Origin of the sequence: Streptomyces hirsutus (genome assembly GCF_001418415.1) — a bacterium.
Taxonomy (GTDB): Bacteria; Actinomycetota; Actinomycetes; order Streptomycetales; family Streptomycetaceae; genus Streptomyces; species Streptomyces hirsutus.
Genome location: NZ_LIQT01000132.1, coordinates 1 through 21,271 on the forward strand (window position 1 = coordinate 1; position 21,271 = coordinate 21,271).

The following is a 21,271-nucleotide window of genomic DNA, read 5'->3' on the forward strand; positions in this document are numbered from 1 at the left end:
CGTCCTGTCCGTCTCCGGCAGCCCCTCCGCCACATCCCGCACCGCCCGCCTGGTCCGCCACCTGGACGCGCGGCTGACCGCCAGAGGCCACGACGTCATCCCGCTGGACGTCCGCACCCTGCCCGCCGAGGCGCTGCTCGGTGCCGACTTCGGCCATCCCGCGATCCGCGAGGCCACCGCCCTGTTCGAACGTGCCGACGGCGTGGTGATCGGCACCCCCGTCTACAAGGCGGCCTACTCCGGCCTGCTCAAGTCCCTTCTCGACCTGCTCCCGCAGTACGCCCTGACCGGCCGGACCGTACTGCCCCTGGCCACCGGCGGCTCCACCGCCCACGTCCTGGCCGTCGACTACGCACTGCGCCCGGTCCTCGCCTCGATGGGCGCCGAGCACATCACCCCCGGCTGGTTCGTCCTCGACAAGCACCTGGCCACCGCCCCGGACGGCACCCTGGACATCGAACCGGAGACCGCCCGCCACCTCGAGCGCGTCGTCGACGGCTTCGCCTCCGCCCTGGAACGCAGCACCCTCCAGCCCGCCGCCTGACCGACCACCCCCGCCGGTCACAGCCGGTGGTCCGAGCCCGGCCCGACCGCACGCGCGGAGGGAGGCGGCCCCTGCGCGCCCTCGGCTCCGTCCGCCCCGCACCGCTCCGGCCGACGCGACCGCCGCATGAAGCTCACCCCGCTCCATGAGCGTCTCCTTGCCGACATCCTCGAAGGGCGCGCCCTGCGCTCCGAGCTGCGTCCGGCCGCACGCGGGGCACGGACGGCGCGGGTCGCTCTCTGGGGTCTTGGGCATCTTCTTCGGGGAGATCAGGGGCTTCATCCTTGTCGCGGATGGCGTTGCGGATCGAACGGCCCTCGGCGCATCGCGACGTCAGTCAGTGCCGTCCACCCAGGAGCGAGCCAGGCGGCGCAGCGGAGACGTCCTGTCCCACACATGCCAGCGCGCACCGCACAGGGGGTCGGCCTCGTACGTCACCTCCGCCGGGAAGCCTTCGGCTCTGACCCGCTCGGCCGGTGGGCCGGTGAGAGTCCTGCCGCAGCGGGGACAGTGGCCCGGGGTCCGCATGGGGTACATGCCCATCGTCATCACTCCTGCCGTGCAACGGCGTTCGGGTACGTCAGCGGTCGTCGAAGCGGCGGCCCGGCAGGGCGACCCGGCGGCCGTCGCCGGTGCCGTCGGCCGGGGGAATCACGGCGTCCGGCCGCCCCGGGCGAACGCCGCCCAACCACTCACGGCGGCAATGTCGCTGTCGCACGCCGACACACACCATGCGTCGGGAGTCCAGGTGAAGACCGCGTCCTGGCCGAAGCGCCGCCCCAGTTCCCGTGCGGCGTCGTCGCTCAGGCCGGCGACGGCGACGCTCTCCTCGACGTGGGTGCCGCACGCGTCGCCTCCTGCCGCGGGCCACCAGGTGAGCCGCTGCCGGTCGAGCTCGTCGAGCAGCAGGCCCTGGGCACGGGCGTTGTGCTCGGCGGAGACGGTACGGCCATAAGGATTCCAGGCCGTGATCACATGAAGGGCGGCGTTGCCGGCCGGTTCCGGGAAGGATCCCTCGGCCGTGCCCGGCGAGCGCGGTTCGACCCGTACGGTCCGGTCCTGGAAGTGGATGTCCACGACCGCGTTGCGGTAGAGCTCCCAGTTCCGGGGCGTGCTGGATGCGTCGGTGGCGTGCACGAGGGCCTCCTGTGGAACGAAGGACCCCCTTACACGTCATGCAGGGAGATCGCTGTCTGCTCCCATGGGGTCATGGGAGCGCGGTGTTGCCCGGAAGGCCGGCCGCGTGGTGTGCGGGACGGCCGACTGGTCGTTTCCCCCGGTCGCACTCGGCCGGGTTGACTGAGCGGCAAGTTGTCACGATTCCGGTCCCGAGGCAAGGGGGTCCGGATCACAAGGGTCGCGTAAAGGTCGTCGCCAGCGTCGCCCATGCTGTGTCAACTACGCACGGCGCGCCAAATGTTGAGGGGTCCAGAGCCTGCCTATGGTGGGCTTCGCCCGATGAGGATCATGCCGCTGCGGAGCCGAAGGGCCGCGCCCGGCAGCAACACAGTGTGAAGGATGTCATGAAGATAGGTTTCGCCTTACCCCAGTTCCACCACCAGGCGTACGGCATCGCCGAGACGGCCACGTTCGCCTCAGCGATCGAGGAGGCCGGGGGCGCCAGCCTGTGGGTGGGGGACCGCAACCTGGCCGCGGTCCGTCCCGTCGTGGGCTACGGCGGACAGGGCAACACGATCCCGGAAGAACTGAACCCCGCGGCGGACCCGTTCGTCCTCCTCGGCGTCGCCGCCGCCGCGACCAGCCGTGTGCTGCTGGGCTCCCACGTCCTGGTCGCCCCGCTCTACCCGCCCGTCCAGCTGGCCCGGTCGCTGACGACGATCGACCTGATCAGCGGCGGACGCCTGCTGCCCGGTTTCGGGGTCGGCTGGTCTCCCGAGGAGTACCGGGCGGCCGGCCTGGACTTCACCCGCCGCGGTGCCCGCATGGAGGAACTGCTCGACGCCCTCGACGCCATCTGGACCACCGACCCGGCACAGTACGAGGGCGCGCAGCTCTCCGTACCCGAGCACCACTCGCCGCTGAAGCCGGCGCGACAGCCGCGTCCGCCCTTCTACCTGGGCGCGATGTCCGAGCGCGCACTGCGCCGTGTCGCCCGACGCGGTGACGGCTGGCTGCCGCTGATCGTCGTCCCCAGTTACGTGGATGTCGACGGGCTTGTCGCGCAGCGCTCGCAACTCGACGAACTGGCCCGGCAGGCCGGTCGTGATCCCCGAGCGATCGACACCGTGCTGCGGGTGAACATCGACGCCGGCACGAGCACGGAGCGGGTCGCCGACACCGTCAAGGAGGTCCACGAGCGGACGGGCATCGACCACTTCATGATCGACTCGATGTACGACGTGGACACCGTCGACGGGTCCCTTGATCACGCCCGGCAGATCCTCCAGCTCGTGGCGAAGGGCTGAGCCCGCGTGGTCCGGGCGGGCCGATGCCGGGAGGACGGCATCGGCCCGGGGCGCGGCGCGGTCCCGGCGAGGTTCGCTCGTCGGAACCGCGAGCCTGCGACTGCACCATGACGAACTCCGTCGCCTCGCCGGGCTCCGGCGTTGTGCTGCCCTTGATTCCGAAGCAGCACCGAGCCCGGCCCGGCCGGCGACGGTGCCACGTGTCTGTGTCCCGCCCGCTTCGTCCCGTCCGGGTGCGCCGCGTTGCGCGCCAGGTTCTGCAGCTGTATCCAGCGCCGACTCCTGGCGAGCGCCGGTGTCATCTAGTGGCAGGCGGTGCAGCTGGTACGACGGCGGTCTCCGGCATGACGGCGGAGACAGTCCGGTACAGCTGTGTGACAGGTCTTCCGGCGGCTGCCCCACTCAGGTCTTTGCTCGGCCTCACCCAGCACCTGAGGATCTTGGAGGCGGGGTTGCTGCCACTTGTCTGACCGCCATTGATGCGGGTCTGTAGGGGGCGCGGCGGCATCATCCGGGATGCCCTTGCAGGTCTGGAGCGCCACCCCGCCGTGCGCGCCGCGACGGCACACCGGTGCCAGTTGCCGGCACCACCGGAGCAGCAGGCGGCGAGGGGCTGAAAGAGGTGGTCGTGAGAGGTCTCAGAGGGCGCTGGGACAGGGGCGAACGGCGAAGCCTCGGAAATGGGCCAGGGGCAGGTGTGTCGCATGGGCACCGGAGAAACCGAGTACACCTTATGCGCTGAAGTGGCTTTGTTGTCGCTGTCAACAGGCTCTTACTTGGAAGTTATTGTTGCATTTCGTGTACGCTGGAGGGATGACGGACAATGCCGCCCCACCGGTAGGCCCTCTTGTTACCGGTTCCGAGATTGCCCGGTTGGCCGGAGTCACTCGGGCCGCTGTCTCGAATTGGCGTCGGCGCTACGACGACTTCCCCACGGCGGCGGGAGGTGCCGCGAACAGTCCGCTCTATGCGCTCGCCGAGGTCCAGGAATGGCTGGACAAGCAGCGAAAAGGCCAAGAGGTGTCGCCCGAGGTCGAGCTGTGGCAGGCCATGAGAACTGCCTACGGGGAACAGATGGTCGCGGGTCTGGCAGAGGTGGCCTTGGCGCTGGCCGGAGAAAGTGAGCCAAGCCTGCCGGATGACGTCGCCACCCGTGTGCAAGAGCTCGCCCGGACCGAAGCGCCCGTCGACCTGGTGAAGGCACTGACGGAACGATTCATGGACTCCGCTCGGCGTGCGGGCTCGGACCAGGTGACGTCCGAGCGCGTGGTGCGTGCCATGTGTCACTTCGCTCCCGAACTGCGGGCCGACGCCACGGTGTTCGATCCCGCCTGCGGCATCGGGGTGCTGCTCCTGTCCGTCGCCTCCGAAGCGGGAACGCGCTGCTGCGGCCAGGAGACGGATGCCGACAGTGCCCGCTTCGCGCAGCTCCGCGCCGATCTCCTGGGCCGATCGGACGTGCGCATCGCGGCAGGTGACTCCCTGCGCGCGGACGAATGGCCGGATCTCAAGGCGGACCTGGTCGTCTGCGACCCGCCGACCGGCGTGACCGAGTGGGGGCGGGAGGAACTGCTGCTCGACTCCCGCTGGGAACTCGGCACCCCGTCCAAGGCCGAAGGGGAGCTGGCGTGGCTCCAGCACTCCTATGCGCACACCGAGCCCGGCGGCCAGGTCCTCATGGTCATGCCTGCCTCGGTCGCCTATCGCAGGGCAGGCCGCCGTATCCGAGCAGAGCTCGTACGCCGGGGGATCGTGCGCCAAGTGGTCGCCCTGCCGCCGGGGACGGCGACCTCTCACGCCCTGCCCGTTCATCTGTGGTGTCTGAGGCGCCCCGAGAACGCGGGAGCCGCGGACACGAACCAGACCGTGCGCATGGTCGACCTGACCGGCAACAGCCCCGACGGGAGCCTGGAACCACGCCCCGACCAGGTCGCCGACGTGCCGCTGATCGAACTCCTCGACGAGACCGTCGACCTGACCCCCGGCAACCATCTCCGGTCCCGGCACCGCGACTATCCCGGTGAATACGCCGCCCTGCGCAAGGAACTGGAGGACCAGGTCCGTCGGCTCGCCACCCTTCTGCCCGAACTTGCGCCGGGCGGCGAACCGGGCTCACTGGACGGTGCCACCACCAGCGTCGCGGATCTCGCCCGCGCCGGACTCGTCACGTACGACGGTCCGGAGCCGGTCTCGGCCAGCGAGCAGCTCGACACGGACTATCTGCGGGGATTCCTGCGCAGCTCCGCTAACGCCCGCCGGTCCACAAGCGCCAGCGGTACCTACCGCCTTGACGGCAGGGGCTCCCGTATCCCCCGCATGGGCATCGACGAACAGCGTCGGTACGGCACTGCCTTCCGGGCCCTGTCCGCGTTCGAGGAAGGCATGCGCAAGGTCGACGAGCTGAGTCGGCAGCTCGCCGAAGTCGCCCGTGACGGCCTTGCCGCGGGTGCTCTGGTACCGGAGGAGTGAGGAGGGTGCGGGACACCCCTCTGGGCGCCCCGCACCGTCCTCACTCCTCCGCATCGGAGCGTGCGTCGGGCGGCCGGTCAAGCGGCGGGAGGCAGGAACGGACTCGGAGCTCCGCTCCACGTCACACTCAGCGCTTCGCGAGCGCGCGTGCAGGCGACGAAGAGGAGGCAGCGTTCCCGAAGCAGGTCGGCGTCGTGCTGCAGGGGGGTCCGCCTCACGCGGGGTGATCTCCCGGGCGAACGGGACGGCGCCCTCGTTGACGCCGAGGACGGACACCGCCCGGAACTCCAGCCCCTTCATCGCGTGCATCGTCGCCAGTCGTATCCCCTCGGCATCCCGGGGGGCCTGTCCCTTGACCCGCAGCACCGGGATACCGGTGGCTCTCAGTTTCTCCTCGGCCGCGTCCAGGGAGAGGTTGAAGCGTGCGCACACGCCGATCTCGTGCGGTGCGAGGCCCTCGCCGAGCAGCGCCCGGACCCGGTTCACCAGGGCCTCGGTCTCCTCCTGCCGGATCGCGTACCCCTGCGCTTGGGGGCGGCGCCCGTGGAGCAGGGAGCGGTACCCGGCCAGCGAGTCCGTCCCCTCACCTTCGAGCGCTTCGACGGTGACGGGTGCGAGGAGCCGCGCCGACCAGGCGAGGATCTCCTCGGTGGAGCGGTAGTTGACGCGCAGCCGGAAGCTGCGGCCGGCCGTGGCGATGCCCAGGGAGCCGAGCGACACCCGTGAGTCGTAGATCCGCTGGTGCGGGTCGCCGGTGACGAACAGGTCGTCGGGGCCGGGGAGCACGGCGGCGCGCAGCACGCGCCACTGCGCGGGGTGCAGGTCCTGTGCCTCGTCGACGACGACGTGGGCGTACGGGGCCGGCTCGCCGGCGAGGAGTTCCGCCGCGCGGGCGCAGACCCGCAGGTGTGTGGTTTCGCCGCGGTCGCGCAGGAACTGCTCGAACCGCTCCACGCCGCTCCACACCTCTCGGCGGCGCGTGGGACCGAGACCGGTGCCGCGGCCCCGGCGGCTCGCACCGAGGTAGGCGTCGAGATCGCTCAGGTCCTGGCCGAGCACGACGTGCCGGTACTCCTGGGCCAGGAACCGGTCGGTGAAGGGCAGACCGAGCTGCTTGACTGCCTTCTCCCACAACTGCCGCTGTTCCCGGTCCCCGATCGGTTTGGGCGCGGCCGCCGACTTCGCGCGTACGACGCCGTTCGCGTAGGCGTCGACCGTCGTCACGTCGACTCGCGCCAGCAGCTTCTCGTCCTCGTCGATGAGCAGGCCGAGCATCTCGCGCAGTCCGGCGGCGAGCGCGTTCGTGTACGTGGTGAGCAGGACGCGGCCGTCCTCGGAACGGCCGAGCAGGTGCTTGACCCGGTGCAGGGCGGCCACCGTCTTGCCCGTCCCGGGTCCGCCGGTGACCTGGACGGGACCCCCGTACGAGGTGCGGTGGGCGACGCGCCGCTGGGAGGGATGGAGGAAGACCCGCCAGGCCGCGAACGGCTTCTCCAGGACCTCCTCCAGCTCCTGCGGCCCGGTGACCAGGCGGATGCGTGCGGGAGTGTTGGCGATCACCGTGGCCAGGTCCTCGACCGGCTCGGCGGGCGCGTCGGCGGGTCGGCGGACGGCGACGACGTCCCGGTAGACCTCTTCCGGGCCGAAACCCTCGGCGAGGTACTGCAGCACCTCCAGCTGATCCTCCGGCAGGAGCGTGGAGAACGCATCCAGCTGGGCCTTGTCCACCAGGGAACGCGCGGCGCGCAGCACTTGGCCGTCGATGCCGAGTTCGCGCAGCGTGCCGTCGGAGACGCCCGCGAACAGCAGCCGGGGAGCCGTGCGTGCGGCCGTCTCGTACAGCGGTGTCAGCTCGTCCAGGGCGACGGCGTTGCGTACCTCCAGGGCCCGGGTCGCGGAGTTCGCGCTGTACAGGCGCTTCGCCGCCCAGGTGTAGGCGTCGTCGTGCGGCAGGACGTTGACCAGGAGGAACATGTCGCTGCCGTCGTCGGGGGAGAGGACGACGCCCCGCCAGAAGTCGGTGATGCGTATGGTGCGCATCCGCGGGTCACGGGCGTTCTGGACGGACTCCAGGTGCAGTCCCTTGTCCGCGTTGAGTTCGGCGACGCTCATGGCCTGGAATTTCGCCATGGCCTTGCGCACTCCGGCTCGGACCGGCTTCTCCAGGGTGTCGTAGCCGTCCCAGAAGCTCTGGGCGAAGGCGAGCCGGGGCATGAGGGCACTTCCTTTCCGCCTGACGGCGTTTCATGATCGTGAACGGGCAGTGGTGTCGGCCAGCCGTCCGGCGATGTTCCGGAAAACCGACATGAACTGGTCCGGTTCGCGGGAGAGGTCGAGGCTGTGCTGATACAGCCGCACTCCGCGTCCCTCCGGCCCCGCCGCCGTGCCGCGCACCTCGTGGAAGCGCTCGGGCTGCCGTCCGGCCGCGTACACCAGGTGCGCCTCGCGCAGACCGAGCACGGTGGCGTACGCGAGCGCCTGGTACAGGTCGGCGTTGAGGAGTCCGTCGGCCTTCTCGACCTTGTACTTGGCGTCGACGACGGCGAGCGGGGTGCGTCCGTCGCCGGTGCGGACGACGAGGTCGGGGCGCATCCGCACGAGACCCGCGGTGTCGAGGTGGTGGAGGTCCTGGAGGCGCGCGGTCAGGCCGTGCTCCCGGAGGGCCTCGCGCAGGGCGACGGTGACGAAGTCCTCGAACAACTTGTTCATGTCGAGCAGGAAGCCGTCCACGGCGAGCGGTTCGGACCCGGCCGGCCGGTGTTCCGGCGAGGAGCCGCGCAGGACGGCCTCGGCGAGCCGCAGTGCGGGCTGGTAGCGGGAGTTGAGGCGCGACGGCTGCCAACGCGGCAGTTCCTGTCCCCGCACCAGCGGAAGGGCGTCGGCGAGACGGACGCGCTGATGGGCCAGGCGCCGCCGGACGGGACCGGGGACGCCCGGCAGCCGCAGCAACCGCTCGGCGGCGGCGCGCAGGATGCGGTTCTCGGCGGTGTCGGCGGTGTACGCGTCGTAGGCGATCTCCACGGGCGGAGTGCGGCCGAAGTGCCGCCGGATCTGCTCGGCCTCGCGCAGCCGCCCGCGTACGACCAGCGCGGACTTCTCCACTTCCCGGTAGCCCTGGAGGACCCCCTGCTGCAGCGCCGCGTCGATCTGCCGCTCCACGGCGTGCGCGAGCGCGGGGACGACATCGTCGTACGCGCCGGTGTCGACGGTGCCCTCCCGGCTGTCGCGCCAGGCGCGTGCCGGGTCGAGGCTGAACCCGAGCAGGAAGAACAGCCGGCTCACCGGGGTCTTGGGCATGATCCGTACTACCGGACCGCCGGACGTGCGCACGGCGCCGACCCGGCTGCCCGCCCGCAGCAGCCAGTGCCCTTCCCGGCCGGGATCCGGGGTCGCGCTCTCCAGGATGCCGGAGGCGGCAAGGGCCCGCCCGGCCTCGGCACCCAGCGGTACGGAGACGGCGGGTCCGTACTCGCGCAGCGCCACCTCGGACACGGGCACAGGCACGGTCACGGGTGCTGCTCGCGCAGCGCGTCGAGGCCGTAGCGGGCGGCGACGTCGATTCCTTCGCCGTAGTGGTACTCCTCGAGCAGCGGCAGGATCTTCGTGCGCCAGGTCCGTTCTAGGCCGCTGTCGCGGTACACGCCCGGCTTCATCAGGTACGAGGGGCCGATGGCGAAGTCGGCGTCCTCGATGCGGGCGTTGAGGGCATCGAGGAGACGGGCGGGCTCCAGGTCCCTGCCCTCACGCTTCAGCCAGCGCGCGAGCAGCCCGGCGGTCGGCTCGGTGCGCGGGGACAGCTCCACGAAGGCGAAACGGCGCCGCAGCGCCGCGTCGACCAGGGCGATCGACCGGTCGGCGGTGTTCATCGTGCCGATCACGAAGAGGTTGGGCGGCAGCGCGAAGTCGTCCCCGGAGTAGGTGAGACGGACGGACCTGGTCCGGTACTCCAGGAGGAAGTACAGCTCGCCGAAGACCTTCGCCAGATTGGCACGGTTGATCTCGTCGATGATCAGGAAGTGCGGGATGTGCCGGTTGCCCTCGCGGGAGGCGAGATCGGCCAGCTCCCGCAGCGGGCCCGCCGTCAGCCGGAACGCCACCTCCCTCGTCTCCGGGTCCTCCACGGGCCGGAACCCCTCGAAGAAGTCCTCGTACGCGTACGACGGGTGGAACTGCACGATCTTGACCTGCTCCGGGCCGCCGCCGAAGTACTCGGCCAGCTTCATCGCCAGGTACGTCTTGTCCGTACCCGGCGGGCCGTAGAGCACCATCTGCTTCTCGTCGAGGAGGAGTTCGCGCATCTCCTCCAGCCAGGCCCGGTCGTGGACGAGGAGGTCGGCGGCGAGTGCTTCGGTGATGTCCGGCAGGTTCAGCTCCCGTTACGCCGGCCGCTCGCCGGTGTCCCCGGTCTCCGCCGGGTCCGTGCCCTCCGCCTGCCCGGTGAGCCCGTCCAGCGCGTCCAGGACACCGGTCAGGTCGACGACGTCGTGCTGCACGGACAGTTTCTGCCGCACCTCCTCCGGCAGCTCCTCGTACGCGTGGCCGGCCGCCTGCCAGGCCACGGTCCGGCGCAGATTGGACAGCCCGCCCGGCGACGCGCTCTGCACGGCCTCCCCGGTGATCTGCCCGACGTGCAGCCGGCCGTCGCCGATGGTGGCCACCGTGTCGCCGACGCGTATCTGTGTCAGGAAGGCGTGCAGCTCGTCGACCAGACCCTGCTTCTGGTTGTACGAGGCCGCGCCCTCGTACCCCTCCTCGACGAAGCGGCGCAGCGCGCTCTTGGTCGGATCGGCCTCCTCCAGGGGCGGCAGGTGCGCGCCCGCGAGCGAGACGAACCCCTCCTCCAGCCACATCCGCCGCACCAGGTTGTGCCCCGAGACATTGGACCCGCGCACCAGCCACGCCTTGCGCGGGGCGCGCCAGCCGGTGGACAGGTAGTCGGCGAGCGGGTGGCCCTCGACGGTGCGCCAGGACTCCGGGCCGGAGGCGTCGTAGCCGTACACCAACGCGGCGGCGGCCGAGGAGGAGTTGCACCCGATGTCCCGGGTCACCACCCAGCGCGCGGGCGCGTCCTGGGGTTGTCCGGGGGCGGCCGGGGCGTCCACGAGCGCGCCGTCCGCGCGGAGTTCCGCCCGGAACCGGCGGGCATGGCGGCCGAGCCCCGGCCACTCCTCGGCGGTCACGAGGGACCCCTCCCGCAGCAGGAACTTGTTCGTTCCGTTGCCGCCGAACTGCGTCAGCAGCCACCCACGCGCCTCGGCACCGTCCTGCGGCAGCTTGATGCGGAACTCGGGTGTGCCGGGGAGACGGTCGGGCTGGGGCGTGGGTGACCTTCCAGGAGAGGGCGACACCTGCGTCGAACACGCACAGGCTACACGTTGACATCGTCAACAAGCATGGGTGAGGTGTCAGATCTCCTCCGACAGGGCGGCGCGCAGATCGGCCAGCGAGACCTGCCCTTCGGGGGTGTCGGCCAGCCAGAAGGTCCAGCCGTTGGTCCCTGCTCCGACTGCGTTGGCGGCTCCGGAAGGGGTGTCGTGGATCTGCTCGTCGAGCCGGATGCGGCCCTGATAGTCGACGACGGCCACCTGCCCGTACTCCTCCCACGCGGGGGTGAGGACGGTTCCAGAGCTGATCAGACCGGCGTCCAGCAGCTCCGACAGCTTGATCCGGCGGGAGGGGAGCCTGCTCGCCGTGCGCTGCTCGGGCACGACGGTCGGGGCGCTGTACACAGGGCGGTAGGAGTCGTTCTCCAACTGCCCGAAGGCACCACGGACGACCTGCGCCATCAGGACACGGCGAGCGGTGAGGAAGGCGTCGTAGTCCATCGACGGCCAGTCGTCGGGCAGCGCGTGCAGGTAGCGTTGACGGGCCAGGACGTCGGCGGGCAGCCCCTTGGCGGCCAGCTGCGCGGGCCAGTACTGCGCCGGCGCCTGGTCGGAGATGGCGATGTTGTCGCTCCACTCCAGCAGCGCCATGTTGGCGATCTGGTTGATGCGCGCGCTGGTGGTGATCCCGAGGGAGTTCTGCAGGTACTTCCGGGGGAAGAGGTGATGCCGCTCGACGCCCTTGCGCGCGAGGACGGCCGGGTCGAGCCGCGTACGGACCTTGACGTCGGACAGCAGGACGTCCGCGTCCAGGATGTTGAGGGCCGTGATGTACGCGAGCAGGGCAGGCGACTTGGCGGCGGAGCTGTTCAGCGTGTTGGGCAGGGTGATGGTCCAGAAGTCCGACGTGAGGGTTTCCCGGACGACCCGGTCGAGGGTGGTGGTGTAACCGTCCGCGTCGCCGTGCGGGATCTCCCGCAGCAGGGCGAGGTCGTGCTCCATCTGGGACTCCACCGAACCGGTGTAACGGCCGGTGAGCTGAGCCATGAAGAACCAGCGCGCGATGACGGACCGGAGCCGGTCGAGGGGGACGTCGTAGCGGACGCGGCCGATCAGCCAGAGCGCGTAGCTGTAGAGCAGCGCGTTCTGGCTGGAGATCATCTTCTCGCCGCGGAAGCCGGCGCGCTCCAGGCAGAGGAAGAACTCGTGCCAGTGCTGGAGGTCGAGGACGTGCTTCTGCGCCTGCTGGAGCTGTTCGAAGCGTGCCTCGCGCTGCTCGGGGGACAGCTTTCCCGAGGCGTCCCGTCCGCGCAGGGTCGCGTAGACCTGCTTGAGCACGGCGGAGTCCAGGCCGACGGCGGCGACCACACGCAGCAGCTGGGGCGGCTTGGGCTTGATGTACCAGTTGAAGGGTGACGCACCGTGGAGAGCGGGAGTCCGCGACTGGCGGCAGAACTCTTCCAGGGCGCGGCGTCCGTCCTCCCAGAACACGGAGGTGAGCGTCAGGATGAAGTCGGCCTGGTCGAGCTTCACGCCTTCGCTGTTGATACGGACGAAGATCTCCGCGACCTGCTCCTCGTCGATGTCGGCCGAGAGCACCACCCCCTTGAACGGGTAGCTCTCCAGGTCGTGCAGACGGTCGAGCGCGTCCTGGATCCGGTCCTCCTCGGCCTCGGTGAGGGGACGCTTGTCGTTCAGGCGGGCGAGAAAGTCACGGATGACCTTGCGGCGTCCTGTCGCGGTGTCCCACAGCACGCTGATGTCAGGGAGGTACTCGGGGTCCCTCTCGATGGCCGCGTCCGTGACGGCGAAGGTGTCGTCCGAGGGGCGGAAGGCGAGCCGGACGCGCGTCGTGCGGTAGTCCTCCCTCACCACGGGCGTGCCGGTCATGACGGCGAAGAGCGAGGTGAGACGCTGCTGGCCGTCGACGATGAGCCGGCGAGCCGCCTCCGGTTTGGCCCCTTCGCCGATCTGCCGTGCCCCGGGCTCGATCCCGGTCTCCCAGAAGAGCAGATAGCCGACCGGGAAGCCCTTGTACATCGAGTCGAACAGCTCGCGCGCCTTGGCCGGTTGCCACACGTAGGGCCGTTGCAGGTCGGGCAGGGCGATCTCACCGCGCCGGATGTCGGTGATCAGGTCGGCTACCTGGTGGGTCGTGTCCTTGAACAGCACGGTGGCCATCGGCCGGGTCTCCTCGGGGTGATGGGACGGGAAGGCGGACTGTGGGATCAGCCGGTCATGGTGAGCAACGCGACGGTCACGTTTCCGGTACCTCGCCGCGCGTCGATCCGGCCGCTTCCTCGCACACGGTCCGGGTACCCGACGAGCGGCCGAATCTCTCAGCCGTGCCCGGGGCGCCGATGCCGCCAGTACTGATGGGCTTTCAGCACCTCGTAGCTCCATGTCATCTGTTGCTGGGCGGCGGTGCCCGAGCACGCCAGGCCGAGCTGTTCCGCGATGACCGGAAAACGGGGGTGCATCTGCCGGTCGCCGACCGTGACGAGAGCGCAGAGAAGGGGCTCTCCCTCCCGGCGTTCCTCGTCCACCAGCCACAGGATGACGCTCTGGTCGTCCCGGTGGAGCCGCGGCAGTACGGGGAGGCGCTTGCCGATACGGGACCAGGTGGTGGTCGCGCCCATGCGGGCGGTCTGCTCCAGCAGCGGGCGGAGCTCGGTGGCGATCTCCGCCCGCTGACCGGTCCCCAGCAGGGGCGGCTCGTCACGACGAGCCGGTGTCCGAGAACCGGAACCGGCCGTGTGCGAGGGCGGACGGTTCGCCCCGGTGTCCTTGACGGGCTTCGCCTCGCGGCGCGGCACGTGACCGCTGGCGCGCTTCTCGGCCGGGCGGGCACCCGGACGCACCGTGGAGCGCCGCCGGGTCGGGGCTTCCTGCCGGACATCGGCCGCCGCCGCACGACGACGCCCCTCCTCCAGCCAGGACGCGGAGTTGAGCACCTTCTTGAACACCTGAAGTTCTTCCCGCTGCTTCCTGGTCTCGCTGGGCGGCGCCTCGGCCACCTGGGACCAGGCCAGCGAGTACAGTCCGGTCGCCTCGGCCACCGCGTATCTTTCCACGGCACGCTTGAGGTCGAGGAGTATGTCGTTGAGGTTCCGGTGGAGACGAGCGACGTCCATGGCGGTACGCACGGGGCGCCCCGTGGTCCTGCGACGGAAGTCCGTCTGCCAGCTCGAGCCGCCGCTGAGACGTACCCGGTTCCGCGTCAAACCATCCCCCAACCAGTGACACGCTGTGCGGCTCGTCCGCGGCCCGGACGAGAGGACCGTCCCCCGTGACGTGACCCCCGCATACCTAAGCAACGCTAGAAGGGTCCGTTGGCACTGTCAACGGACCCTATGCTGCGGGTTGTTCGATTGTCACGGTTCCAGTCACTGAGCGGGCGCCGGTCGTTGTGCTCGCGTCGCCTGCGCCGGCCCGCTGTGCCGGGAGGTGGTCGATGTGGATCGAGTGACACACGGTGCCGTGATTCGGTTATACCGTTCTGCTGGGACGTCAGACGCAGGCTGACGTGGGGAAGAGTTGGGGGGGGACGATGATCGACTATCGCAAGGCGCCGAACGTTCCGGTCTGGACGCTGGCGACACGTGATGTCCAGGTGCCGGCGGTGATCGGGAGCGGGCCGATGACGGCCGAGCGGCTGGTCGAACTGCGCGGCGTGCTGGCCGCGTTGGCCGACCAGCCGATCGCCACGCTCGAGGCGCACCCGCTGCCCGACAAGCTCGACCGCAGCCGGGGCATCCCGCTCGATGCCGCCAGCCCCCTGGCGCAGCACCTGTCGCAGCTCATCACCGAGTCGGCGAAGGCTTCCGCCACGGCCGCCAAGGCGACGGCCTCCGGCGAGATCCTGTGCCGCGTGGTGGTCCCGGCGAAGGTCGCCGCCGAGTTCGGACAGGGGCTGGTTCGCTGGATGGAGCCGAAGGGGTCGACGGGCGAGTTCTACGGCACCCTCGTGCATTCGACGACGGGCCAGATCGCCGCCAAAGCGACACTTGTGCCGGTCAGCGGAGCGGCAGCGGCGGGCACGGTCGGCGGCGCGGGTGCGACCGCCGGTGCCGCGGCCGCGGGCGGCACGGTGCTCACCGTGGCCGCTCCGCTCGTGCTGATGGCGGTGGCCGTCGGGGTGAGCGCGCACGCCGACCGCAAGCGGCAGCAGGCCATCGCGCACATCACGGACCTGCTGGAGCAGCTTCAGGCCGACAAGCTCGACGACGAGCACAGCGCACTCAACGGCTGCCGTCCCGCCATCGACAAGGCCACGGCCATCCTGCTCGACCAGGGCAAGCTCGGTGTCTCGCTGGGACTCGACTCGGCGGTGCACACCATCGACACGGCACTGAGCAAGGCCGACATCCGTCTCGCCCGTTGGCGGAGCGCACTCGACAAGCTGCCCGCCGGCGAGCCCGTCGAGATCGGCACGCTGACCGAGTCGTTCCCCGGCGTGGACGACCAGGGCGGAACGTTCCGCACCCACGTCGAACTGGCGGCGCTGGCCATGGCGTTGAAGCGGCGCGTCAACGTCCTCCAGGCGGTCGAGCGAGCCCAGAGCGAGCCCGACAACCTGTTCGAGAACTTCGCCCGCTCGCTCAAGGACGACGAGCGGCGTCTCGACGAGCTGGAGTCGGGCATCGCCGGGGTGCTGGTGCGCCTGTCGACGCTGGAGCTGGCGCGCCCGAACAGCAAGCGCCCCGTCTTCACGACCGGTGAGGTCGACCGGCTCCTGCGCGCGGCGTACCAGATCCGCCGCCTGGGCGACGGCGTCGCACTCAACGGCCGCCCGACGGACGTGGCGATCGAGATCGCCCGCGACAGAGACGGCTCGGTGGTCGTGTTCCCCGCGCTGCCCGCGGAGGCATAAGGGCTCAGAGTGGAGGGTGCGGATCTAGTGCGGTCGCGCGGGCGTGACAGGGAAAGCCCGCCGCCCGACCGACGCCGGCCGCATCCTCTCCCGGAGCGTGTGCTGGTGAGCGCTCTTCCAGCATTCTGATGAGTGATCAGATGCGCGGCGCTTAAGGTCACCCCATGGTGGGGTTGAGAACACTGCAGGGGTACCTGCTCGAAGAGGTGCTCGCCTGGCTGCTGAGGTCCAGTGGATACCGTCTACTGACGGAGGCGGACGACACGGCCAGGCACCCGTGGAAGGTGCTGGAGAGGCGCAAACACGGGCTGGTGGTTCGGGGGCGGGGTGCCTGGCACCAGGCGGACGCTTTGGGGGAGTTCCCGTACGTCCCTCCGTTCTCGCTCCCGATCCGTCTGTTCGCCGAGGCCAAGTTCACCAGCTACCGGGTCGGACTTGCTGTCGTGCGAAACGGCCACGGTGTCGTGCACGATCTGAACGAAGGCGTCGTCACCACGCTGAGCAACGGTGCGGGCCCTCGGCGCCCGAGGACGCGCTACCACTACAGTTACGCGATCTTCTCGACGTCAGGGTTCACGCGGGACGCGCAGGAGTTCGCGCTGGCCCATCAGATCTCGCTCATCGATCTTTCTCTGCCTGACTTCAAGCCCCTGTGCGGGCTGGTGAAGGCCGCTGCCAAGTCGGTTTACGACGCGACCAAGTCGATGCCTCCGAGCCAGCGGCCCACCGTGTACGAGATCCGCAACTACGTACGCCGCCACCTGCTGGACATGCACGAAGACCCCGTGCCCAGCTCCCCCTCGGTGACTCGTCCGCTCGACACGCTGGTGGCAGACCTGCAGTGTCTGTCGCTCGGACTCGTCCTCGCCTTTCCCGCGGCTCCTTTCGTCCTCGGGCTTGTCTCCGACGATCTCCAGCACTTCTTCAGATACGCGCGCGAACACCCCACTCACGCGGTGCGCGTGCGCAGGAGCGAGCGGAAGGCAGGGCATCCCCTCTGGTCTCTCGAACCCCGCGAAGGACGTGCCTACAGGCTGACCTTCAGCCTCCCGGAATACGTCGAGGACTGGATTCTCGACCAGGAAGAGGGGATCCGGTCCCGCACCCGTTGGACGGCGCGTGACCTGCTCTCCGCCATCACTCTGTACTGGGTCGACGACGGTCACACCCACACCTTCCGGCTTCACTACGACCCGGACGAGTTCCGTGAGGTCAGCGGGAGGCCCAGACCACCGTTCAGCGACTTCGACGAGATGTCCAACCTGTACTGATCCCGAAGGGGGTTTGTTCGGTGTGATTGACGCCGTAGTGCCGAAGCCGGGTGGGGACGCCGGAGCGGTAGGTCGTCGAAGTGATCAGGGAGTGATGTCGAGCAGGTCGGCCTGGACGGTCTTGCCGCTCGGCGGGTAGGGGACGCACTCCCAGTGGTCGGCGAGGGCGGTGACGAGGGTCAGGCCGCGTCCGGTGGTGCTGAGTGGGTCGGACGCGGTGTCCGTGGGGCGGGGGAGCGGGCGGAGGTCTCCGCGGGCGTCGCTGACCTCGATACGGAGGCGGCCGGCCGCCGGGTCGAGGGCGAGCGTGAGCCGGAAGCAGCGGCCGGGCACGCGGCCGTGCAGGACGGCGTTGGCGGCGAGTTCCGCGACGACGAGTTCGGCACGTTCCGTGAGGTCCTGCGAGGCGCCCCGGGAGCGCAGTTCGGTCACGGCGAGGAGCCGGGCGAGACGGGCGCCGCGCCGCGTGGACGACAGCAGCTGGGTGAAGGTGCCGGCGGGGGCGCCCACTGGGGATGTTGCGTGGTTCATGCCGTCAGACTGGCGGTCGGGTGGGGGCGGGGGCGAGTGCCGCGCCCCGTACGCGGGGTGACCGTACGGCGGCGGAGAGGAGTCGGTGCGCTTGCGGAACGGGCATGTGCGAGGCGTTGGGGACCGGGCCATGAACCGAGCGGGCCGCACCCCGGAGTGGGGTGCGGCCGGGCGTGCGCTTTTGGTGTCAGTTGGCCGAGGGCCCGGGGTTCCTCGGCTCTTGGCTGGGGACTGCGGTGTGCTCCGGGCTCTGGGCGGGGGCGGGGACGCGGTCCGTGGCGGAGGGCCTGGTGAAGATCTCGTCGAGGGTGGTGGCGTCGATGGCGCGGTCGAACCAGAGATCCAGGAGCGGCATGTCCGTGCAGGTGATGACGCGCTGTCGGGTCTCTTCCGTCATCGAGAAGCCGCGGCGCTCCATCAGGCGCAGTAGTTGCTCGGCCTTTCCGGCCACGCGTCCTTCCTCGCGTCCTTCTTCCTGTCCTGCGAGGCGGGCGTCGCCCACGATGGTGCCTTGCCTGGGGGTGAAGAGGGTTTCCATCAGGTTCCTCCAGATTTTCCGGGCGTGTTCGCTGCCCAAGCCGTCCTCGATCAGTCCCGCCAGGTCGTCCCGCGCTTCGCGGTCCGTGTCCTGGGCCAACGCCTCGCCCATTACCGTCAGTATGCCCTCGATGTCCGGGTCGTTGCTGTGGATCCACAGACAGAAGGCGGCGAATTCCAGGTCGGCTGAGGCATCCTGGATCCGGCTGACACGCGGAACGTTGGCCGGGCCCAGTGCGTGAGGCACTGTCACCTGGGTGGGGCGCCCCAGGCCGGTGCGCAGAGGTCTGGCCGCCCATGCCGCTGTTGCCGTGTCCACGCACAGGACCAGCAGGACGACCTCGAGTTTGTACCGGTCACGCAAGTACGCGACGTAGTACGGCCACGAGGTCTCCTTCTTCGTTTCGATGCCGCTCTGTGCCTCGACCAGCAGGATGAACGGATCGCGCCCGTCGGGACGGACCACCCGCAGCACGGAGTCCATCTGCCGGGTGAACATCTTCGGGGCGCTGGATGCGTCCGTCGCAAGGGTCTCGGTGGTGACACCGGGCGGGATTCCGAGGTCCAGGAGGTCCAGCGCACGGTTCAGCGCTTTCGGACGTCCCGGCAGGAAGCCGTGCAGGGTGTCGTGACTGACGTTGGGCATGACGTGAAACTATGCGCGAAGCAAGAACATTCGTTGGTTTTTGAGGTGTGATCACCCGTTTGGTGGGGCTCTCTGGGGTTGGCGCCGAGGCGTGCGGTCAGGGCGGGGGCGAGTGCCGAGCCTGCTCTACGCGCACGGGCAGGCCAGTCCGGGGGTCGCGCGGTTGGGGGAGCACGTGACCACGGCCAGGGAGAGGTACGAGGGGCGTTCGAGGTAGCAGCCGTACGACACGTCGGCACCCGCGTGCAGTCGTCCGGCGGCGGCGTTCACCAGTCGGGCCAGGCGCGTGGTGTCCTGGTCGCTCTCCGACGCGAACCGGGGGGCGTACTCGGCCAGCCGCTCACCGAGCCAGGCCGCCGCTTCCTTCGCCTCGTCCCACGTGCCCCGAACCGATGAACGGGGCTTGACGAGCCAGTACGCCGTCTCCAGGGGCGGGAGGTCCGACGTGGAGAACTCCGCGGCCACCTGGCGGTAGCGCTGGATCAGTTCCGGTCTGCTTCCGGCCGGGGGCGGATCGGGATGCGGCGGCCGCCGCAGGGCCTCGTCGTCGAAGCGTTCTTTCGGGCCGGTCCACAGATAGCCGTGGTGGTGCACGAGCCGTTCCCGTTTCGAGAAGTGCCGGCCGGGCGCGGGGACGGGGCCCGGCCCGGCCGGCGGGAGGTGGGGAGGATCAGACGTCGAGGCCGAAGCGCGCCGGGTCGATACCGGCCGCGCCCAGCTCCTCCGTGGTGAACCGCAGCGGCTGCGCGTCCGGCCGCTTGCTGTCGCCCAGGGCCCAGGCACCCTCGCCGATCCGGGCCAGGGTCACGCACCCCTCGGTGCAGGGGCCGCCGCACGCCTTCACGAACGAGGCCCCGCTGATGTCGAGCGCGTACAGGGTGGTTCCGTTCTGCATCACTGCACCTTCTTCCTGCTCATCTGGTCGCGGCCAGAACCGGCCGCCGCCGCCCGCGTATCGGGCGGGAGTTCGGGGGAGAAGCGGAAGACGCCTCAGAGGCCGGAGCCCTTACCGCGTCCCGTGCGCCGCGAGCACCGGGACGGTGGCCACTCGGACGTGGCCGGGGGTGCGGGACCATCCGTGGGGAACACGGCCCGCTCGCGGTACCGGGTCCGTCCGAAGTCGCGGGAGACGCGGAGCGTCATGCGGGGCTGTCCGGCGAACAGCCGAGCGTGCGGTTCCCCGCTCACGAGCTGTGCGCCTCGTCCTGGTGCTGGCGCGGTCCCACGTCGGAATCGGAGACGGCGCCGCGGACGCCTTCGGACCGCGCGTTCCCACGGGCGACCGACGGAGGAAGACGGTCGGTCGGCGCGGCCCGGCTCGGGTGACGGCTCACGCGGCGGCTCCGGCCGGCACGTCCCCACCGTGGCTCCGGTCGGCGGTACCGGAGGGTTTCTCTTCGCTCTCCATGGCGCCAGAGTGGCGGTCGGATGCGGGTGGGGACGAGTGCGACGCCCCGTACGCGGAGTCACCGTACGGGCACGCAGAGTGGACGGTACGACGGTTCTTCCGTCACTCTGGGTGGTGAGCGCGGGGCGGCGAAAGGGGCCGTCGGGGCGCGGTACGCAGAGAGGGGCGGCGGATGGACATCGTCGAAGGGGAGGCGGCCGGGGGCGCCGGTACGCGGGTGGTTCCGGCGGGGGAGTGGGAGCGGGAGCCGCATCCGTCGGACAGCCTGCGCACGTTCGGCGCCTTCGTCCAGGCGCTGCGCGAACACGCGGGGCTCAGTCGGGTCGACCTCGGCGCCCGGGTCCAGTACTCCAAACACACGGTGGAGTCGGTGGAGTTGGGGCGCCGGATGCCGGACGAGGCGTTCGTGGAGCGCGCGGAGGAGGCGCTGGGCAACACGGGTGCGCTGCGGAAGGCCGCCCGCCATCTCGCGCGGGGTGAGGCGGGGCTTGCGGCGTGGTTCCGGCGGTGGGCGCGGCTGGAGCGTGAGGCGGTGAGCCTGTGCACGTACGAGTGCCGGCTGGTGCCGGGGTTGTTGCAGTCGGAGGCGTATGCGCGGGCGGTGTTCGAGGGCACGATCCCGGTGCGGACCGACGAGGAGCTGGAGGTGCAGCTCGCCGTGCGGATGGAACGGCAGGCGGTGATGCGGGAGCGGCCGAAGGTGCCGTTCAGCTTCATCGTCGAGGAGCATGTGTTCCGGCGGCGGTTCGGGGATGCGGAGGCGATGCGTGGGCTGGTGGACCATGTCCTTGAGCTCACCGCGCCGCGCAATGTGACGCTCCAGGTGGTTCCGCTGGAGGCTGGGCTGCACGCGTGCCTGGATGGGCCGGTACAGGTTCTGGAAACCCCAGAGGGGCGGCGGCTTGGGTACTCCGAGGGGCAGAAGAACGGGCGGCTGATCTCCGACTCGAAAGAGGTGAGTGTGCTCTGCCAGCGCTATGAAACACTGCGCTCGCAGGCCCTGAATCCCACAGAATCCCGGGACCTGCTGGAGCGACTGCGAGGAGAGCTATGAGCAGCGGTATGACGGAACTCGCCTGGTTCAAGTCCAGCTACAGCGGCAGTGAGGGCGACAGCTGCGTGGAGGTCGCGATCGCCGAACAGGCCGTCCACGTAAGGGACTCCAAGGACGTGACCCGCCCAGCCTTCGCCGTCGGCCGCGAAGGCTGGGGGCAGTTCGTACGGTTCGCGTCGGAGTGCTGA

Annotated in this window: 15 protein-coding genes and 2 pseudogenes; 7 read left to right on the forward strand and 10 right to left on the reverse strand. The window is 70.2% G+C overall.

Going from position 1 to position 21,271, the window contains the following annotated elements; translation table 11 throughout:
• On the forward strand, nucleotides 1-544 hold a 544-nt coding region (ssuE, locus tag AOK11_RS10500), incomplete at its 5' end, for an NADPH-dependent FMN reductase (RefSeq protein ID WP_063793452.1).
• A gap of 651 nt (nucleotides 545-1,195) precedes the next feature.
• On the opposite strand, the gene AOK11_RS10510 is transcribed toward ssuE, so the two are convergent.
• Nucleotides 1,196-1,681 (reverse strand): DUF3293 domain-containing protein, encoded by a 486-nt coding sequence (locus tag AOK11_RS10510; RefSeq protein ID WP_055593394.1) that lies wholly within the window; start codon nucleotides 1,679-1,681, stop codon nucleotides 1,196-1,198.
• A gap of 386 nt (nucleotides 1,682-2,067) precedes the next feature.
• Here AOK11_RS10510 and AOK11_RS10515 point away from each other — a divergent pair, with 386 nt between their 5' ends.
• Complete coding sequence (locus tag AOK11_RS10515; protein WP_055593395.1) at nucleotides 2,068-2,970, forward strand: TIGR03619 family F420-dependent LLM class oxidoreductase; 903 nt, start codon at nucleotides 2,068-2,070, stop codon at nucleotides 2,968-2,970.
• 813 nt (nucleotides 2,971-3,783) lie between these two features.
• The gene (locus AOK11_RS10520) at nucleotides 3,784-5,439 is read left to right on the forward strand and encodes an HsdM family class I SAM-dependent methyltransferase (protein ID WP_167353776.1); all 1,656 of its coding nucleotides are present in this window, start codon (nucleotides 3,784-3,786) and stop codon (nucleotides 5,437-5,439) included.
• A gap of 77 nt (nucleotides 5,440-5,516) precedes the next feature.
• On the opposite strand, the pseudogene AOK11_RS10525 reads toward AOK11_RS10520, so the two are convergent.
• The 5 genes and pseudogenes from AOK11_RS10525 to AOK11_RS10545 all read right to left on the reverse strand — a co-directional run bounded on the left by AOK11_RS10525 (nucleotide 5,517) and on the right by AOK11_RS10545 (nucleotide 13,897).
• Nucleotides 5,517-7,653 (reverse strand): annotated as a pseudogene (locus AOK11_RS10525) (UvrD-helicase domain-containing protein).
• A gap of 30 nt (nucleotides 7,654-7,683) precedes the next feature.
• Nucleotides 7,684-8,949, reverse strand: coding sequence for an McrC family protein (locus AOK11_RS10530; RefSeq protein ID WP_055593397.1), 1,266 nt, complete (start codon nucleotides 8,947-8,949; stop codon nucleotides 7,684-7,686).
• Nucleotides 8,946-10,787: pseudogene (locus AOK11_RS10535) on the reverse strand (AAA family ATPase). Before AOK11_RS10535 ends, AOK11_RS10530 begins: the two are co-directional and overlap by 4 nt.
• A 57-nt stretch (nucleotides 10,788-10,844) precedes the next feature.
• Complete coding sequence (locus tag AOK11_RS10540; protein ID WP_055593398.1) at nucleotides 10,845-12,944, reverse strand: GmrSD restriction endonuclease domain-containing protein; 2,100 nt, start codon at nucleotides 12,942-12,944, stop codon at nucleotides 10,845-10,847.
• 158 nt (nucleotides 12,945-13,102) lie between these two features.
• Nucleotides 13,103-13,897, reverse strand: a complete 795-nt coding sequence (locus AOK11_RS10545) for a hypothetical protein (protein WP_055593399.1) — start codon at nucleotides 13,895-13,897, stop codon at nucleotides 13,103-13,105.
• A gap of 416 nt (nucleotides 13,898-14,313) precedes the next feature.
• Here AOK11_RS10545 and AOK11_RS10550 point away from each other — a divergent pair, with 416 nt between their 5' ends.
• Together AOK11_RS10550 and AOK11_RS10555 are read left to right on the forward strand one after the other, a co-directional pair.
• The gene (locus AOK11_RS10550; protein ID WP_055593400.1) at nucleotides 14,314-15,636 is read left to right on the forward strand and encodes a hypothetical protein; all 1,323 of its coding nucleotides are present in this window, start codon (nucleotides 14,314-14,316) and stop codon (nucleotides 15,634-15,636) included.
• A 164-nt stretch (nucleotides 15,637-15,800) separates the two neighbouring features.
• Nucleotides 15,801-16,907 carry a PDDEXK family nuclease gene (locus AOK11_RS10555; RefSeq protein ID WP_055593401.1) on the forward strand — a complete coding sequence of 369 codons (1,107 nt, stop codon included), beginning with the start codon at nucleotides 15,801-15,803 and terminating at the stop codon, nucleotides 16,905-16,907.
• Nucleotides 16,908-16,991: 84 nt separating this feature from the next.
• Here AOK11_RS10555 and AOK11_RS10560 read toward each other — a convergent pair whose 3' ends face one another.
• The 4 genes from AOK11_RS10560 to AOK11_RS10575 form a co-directional block, all read right to left on the reverse strand.
• The gene (locus AOK11_RS10560) at nucleotides 16,992-17,438 is read right to left on the reverse strand and encodes an ATP-binding protein (RefSeq protein WP_055593402.1); all 447 of its coding nucleotides are present in this window, start codon (nucleotides 17,436-17,438) and stop codon (nucleotides 16,992-16,994) included.
• Between the two features lie 187 nt (nucleotides 17,439-17,625).
• Complete coding sequence (locus tag AOK11_RS10565; protein ID WP_055593403.1) at nucleotides 17,626-18,621, reverse strand: RpnC/YadD family protein; 996 nt, start codon at nucleotides 18,619-18,621, stop codon at nucleotides 17,626-17,628.
• Nucleotides 18,622-18,747: 126 nt separating this feature from the next.
• The gene (locus AOK11_RS10570) at nucleotides 18,748-19,215 is read right to left on the reverse strand and encodes a hypothetical protein (protein ID WP_055593404.1); all 468 of its coding nucleotides are present in this window, start codon (nucleotides 19,213-19,215) and stop codon (nucleotides 18,748-18,750) included.
• A gap of 76 nt (nucleotides 19,216-19,291) precedes the next feature.
• A complete protein-coding gene (locus AOK11_RS10575; protein ID WP_055593408.1) occupies nucleotides 19,292-19,516 on the reverse strand; it encodes a hypothetical protein in 225 nt (74 codons plus the stop codon).
• 685 nt (nucleotides 19,517-20,201) lie between these two features.
• On the opposite strand from AOK11_RS10575, the gene AOK11_RS10580 reads away from it, so the two are divergent.
• Nucleotides 20,202-21,083, forward strand: a complete 882-nt coding sequence (locus AOK11_RS10580; RefSeq protein ID WP_055593405.1) for a helix-turn-helix domain-containing protein — start codon at nucleotides 20,202-20,204, stop codon at nucleotides 21,081-21,083.
• Nucleotides 21,080-21,271 carry a DUF397 domain-containing protein gene (locus AOK11_RS10585; RefSeq protein WP_055593406.1) on the forward strand — a complete coding sequence of 64 codons (192 nt, stop codon included), beginning with the start codon at nucleotides 21,080-21,082 and terminating at the stop codon, nucleotides 21,269-21,271. The genes AOK11_RS10580 and AOK11_RS10585 overlap by 4 nt, the downstream gene beginning before the upstream one ends.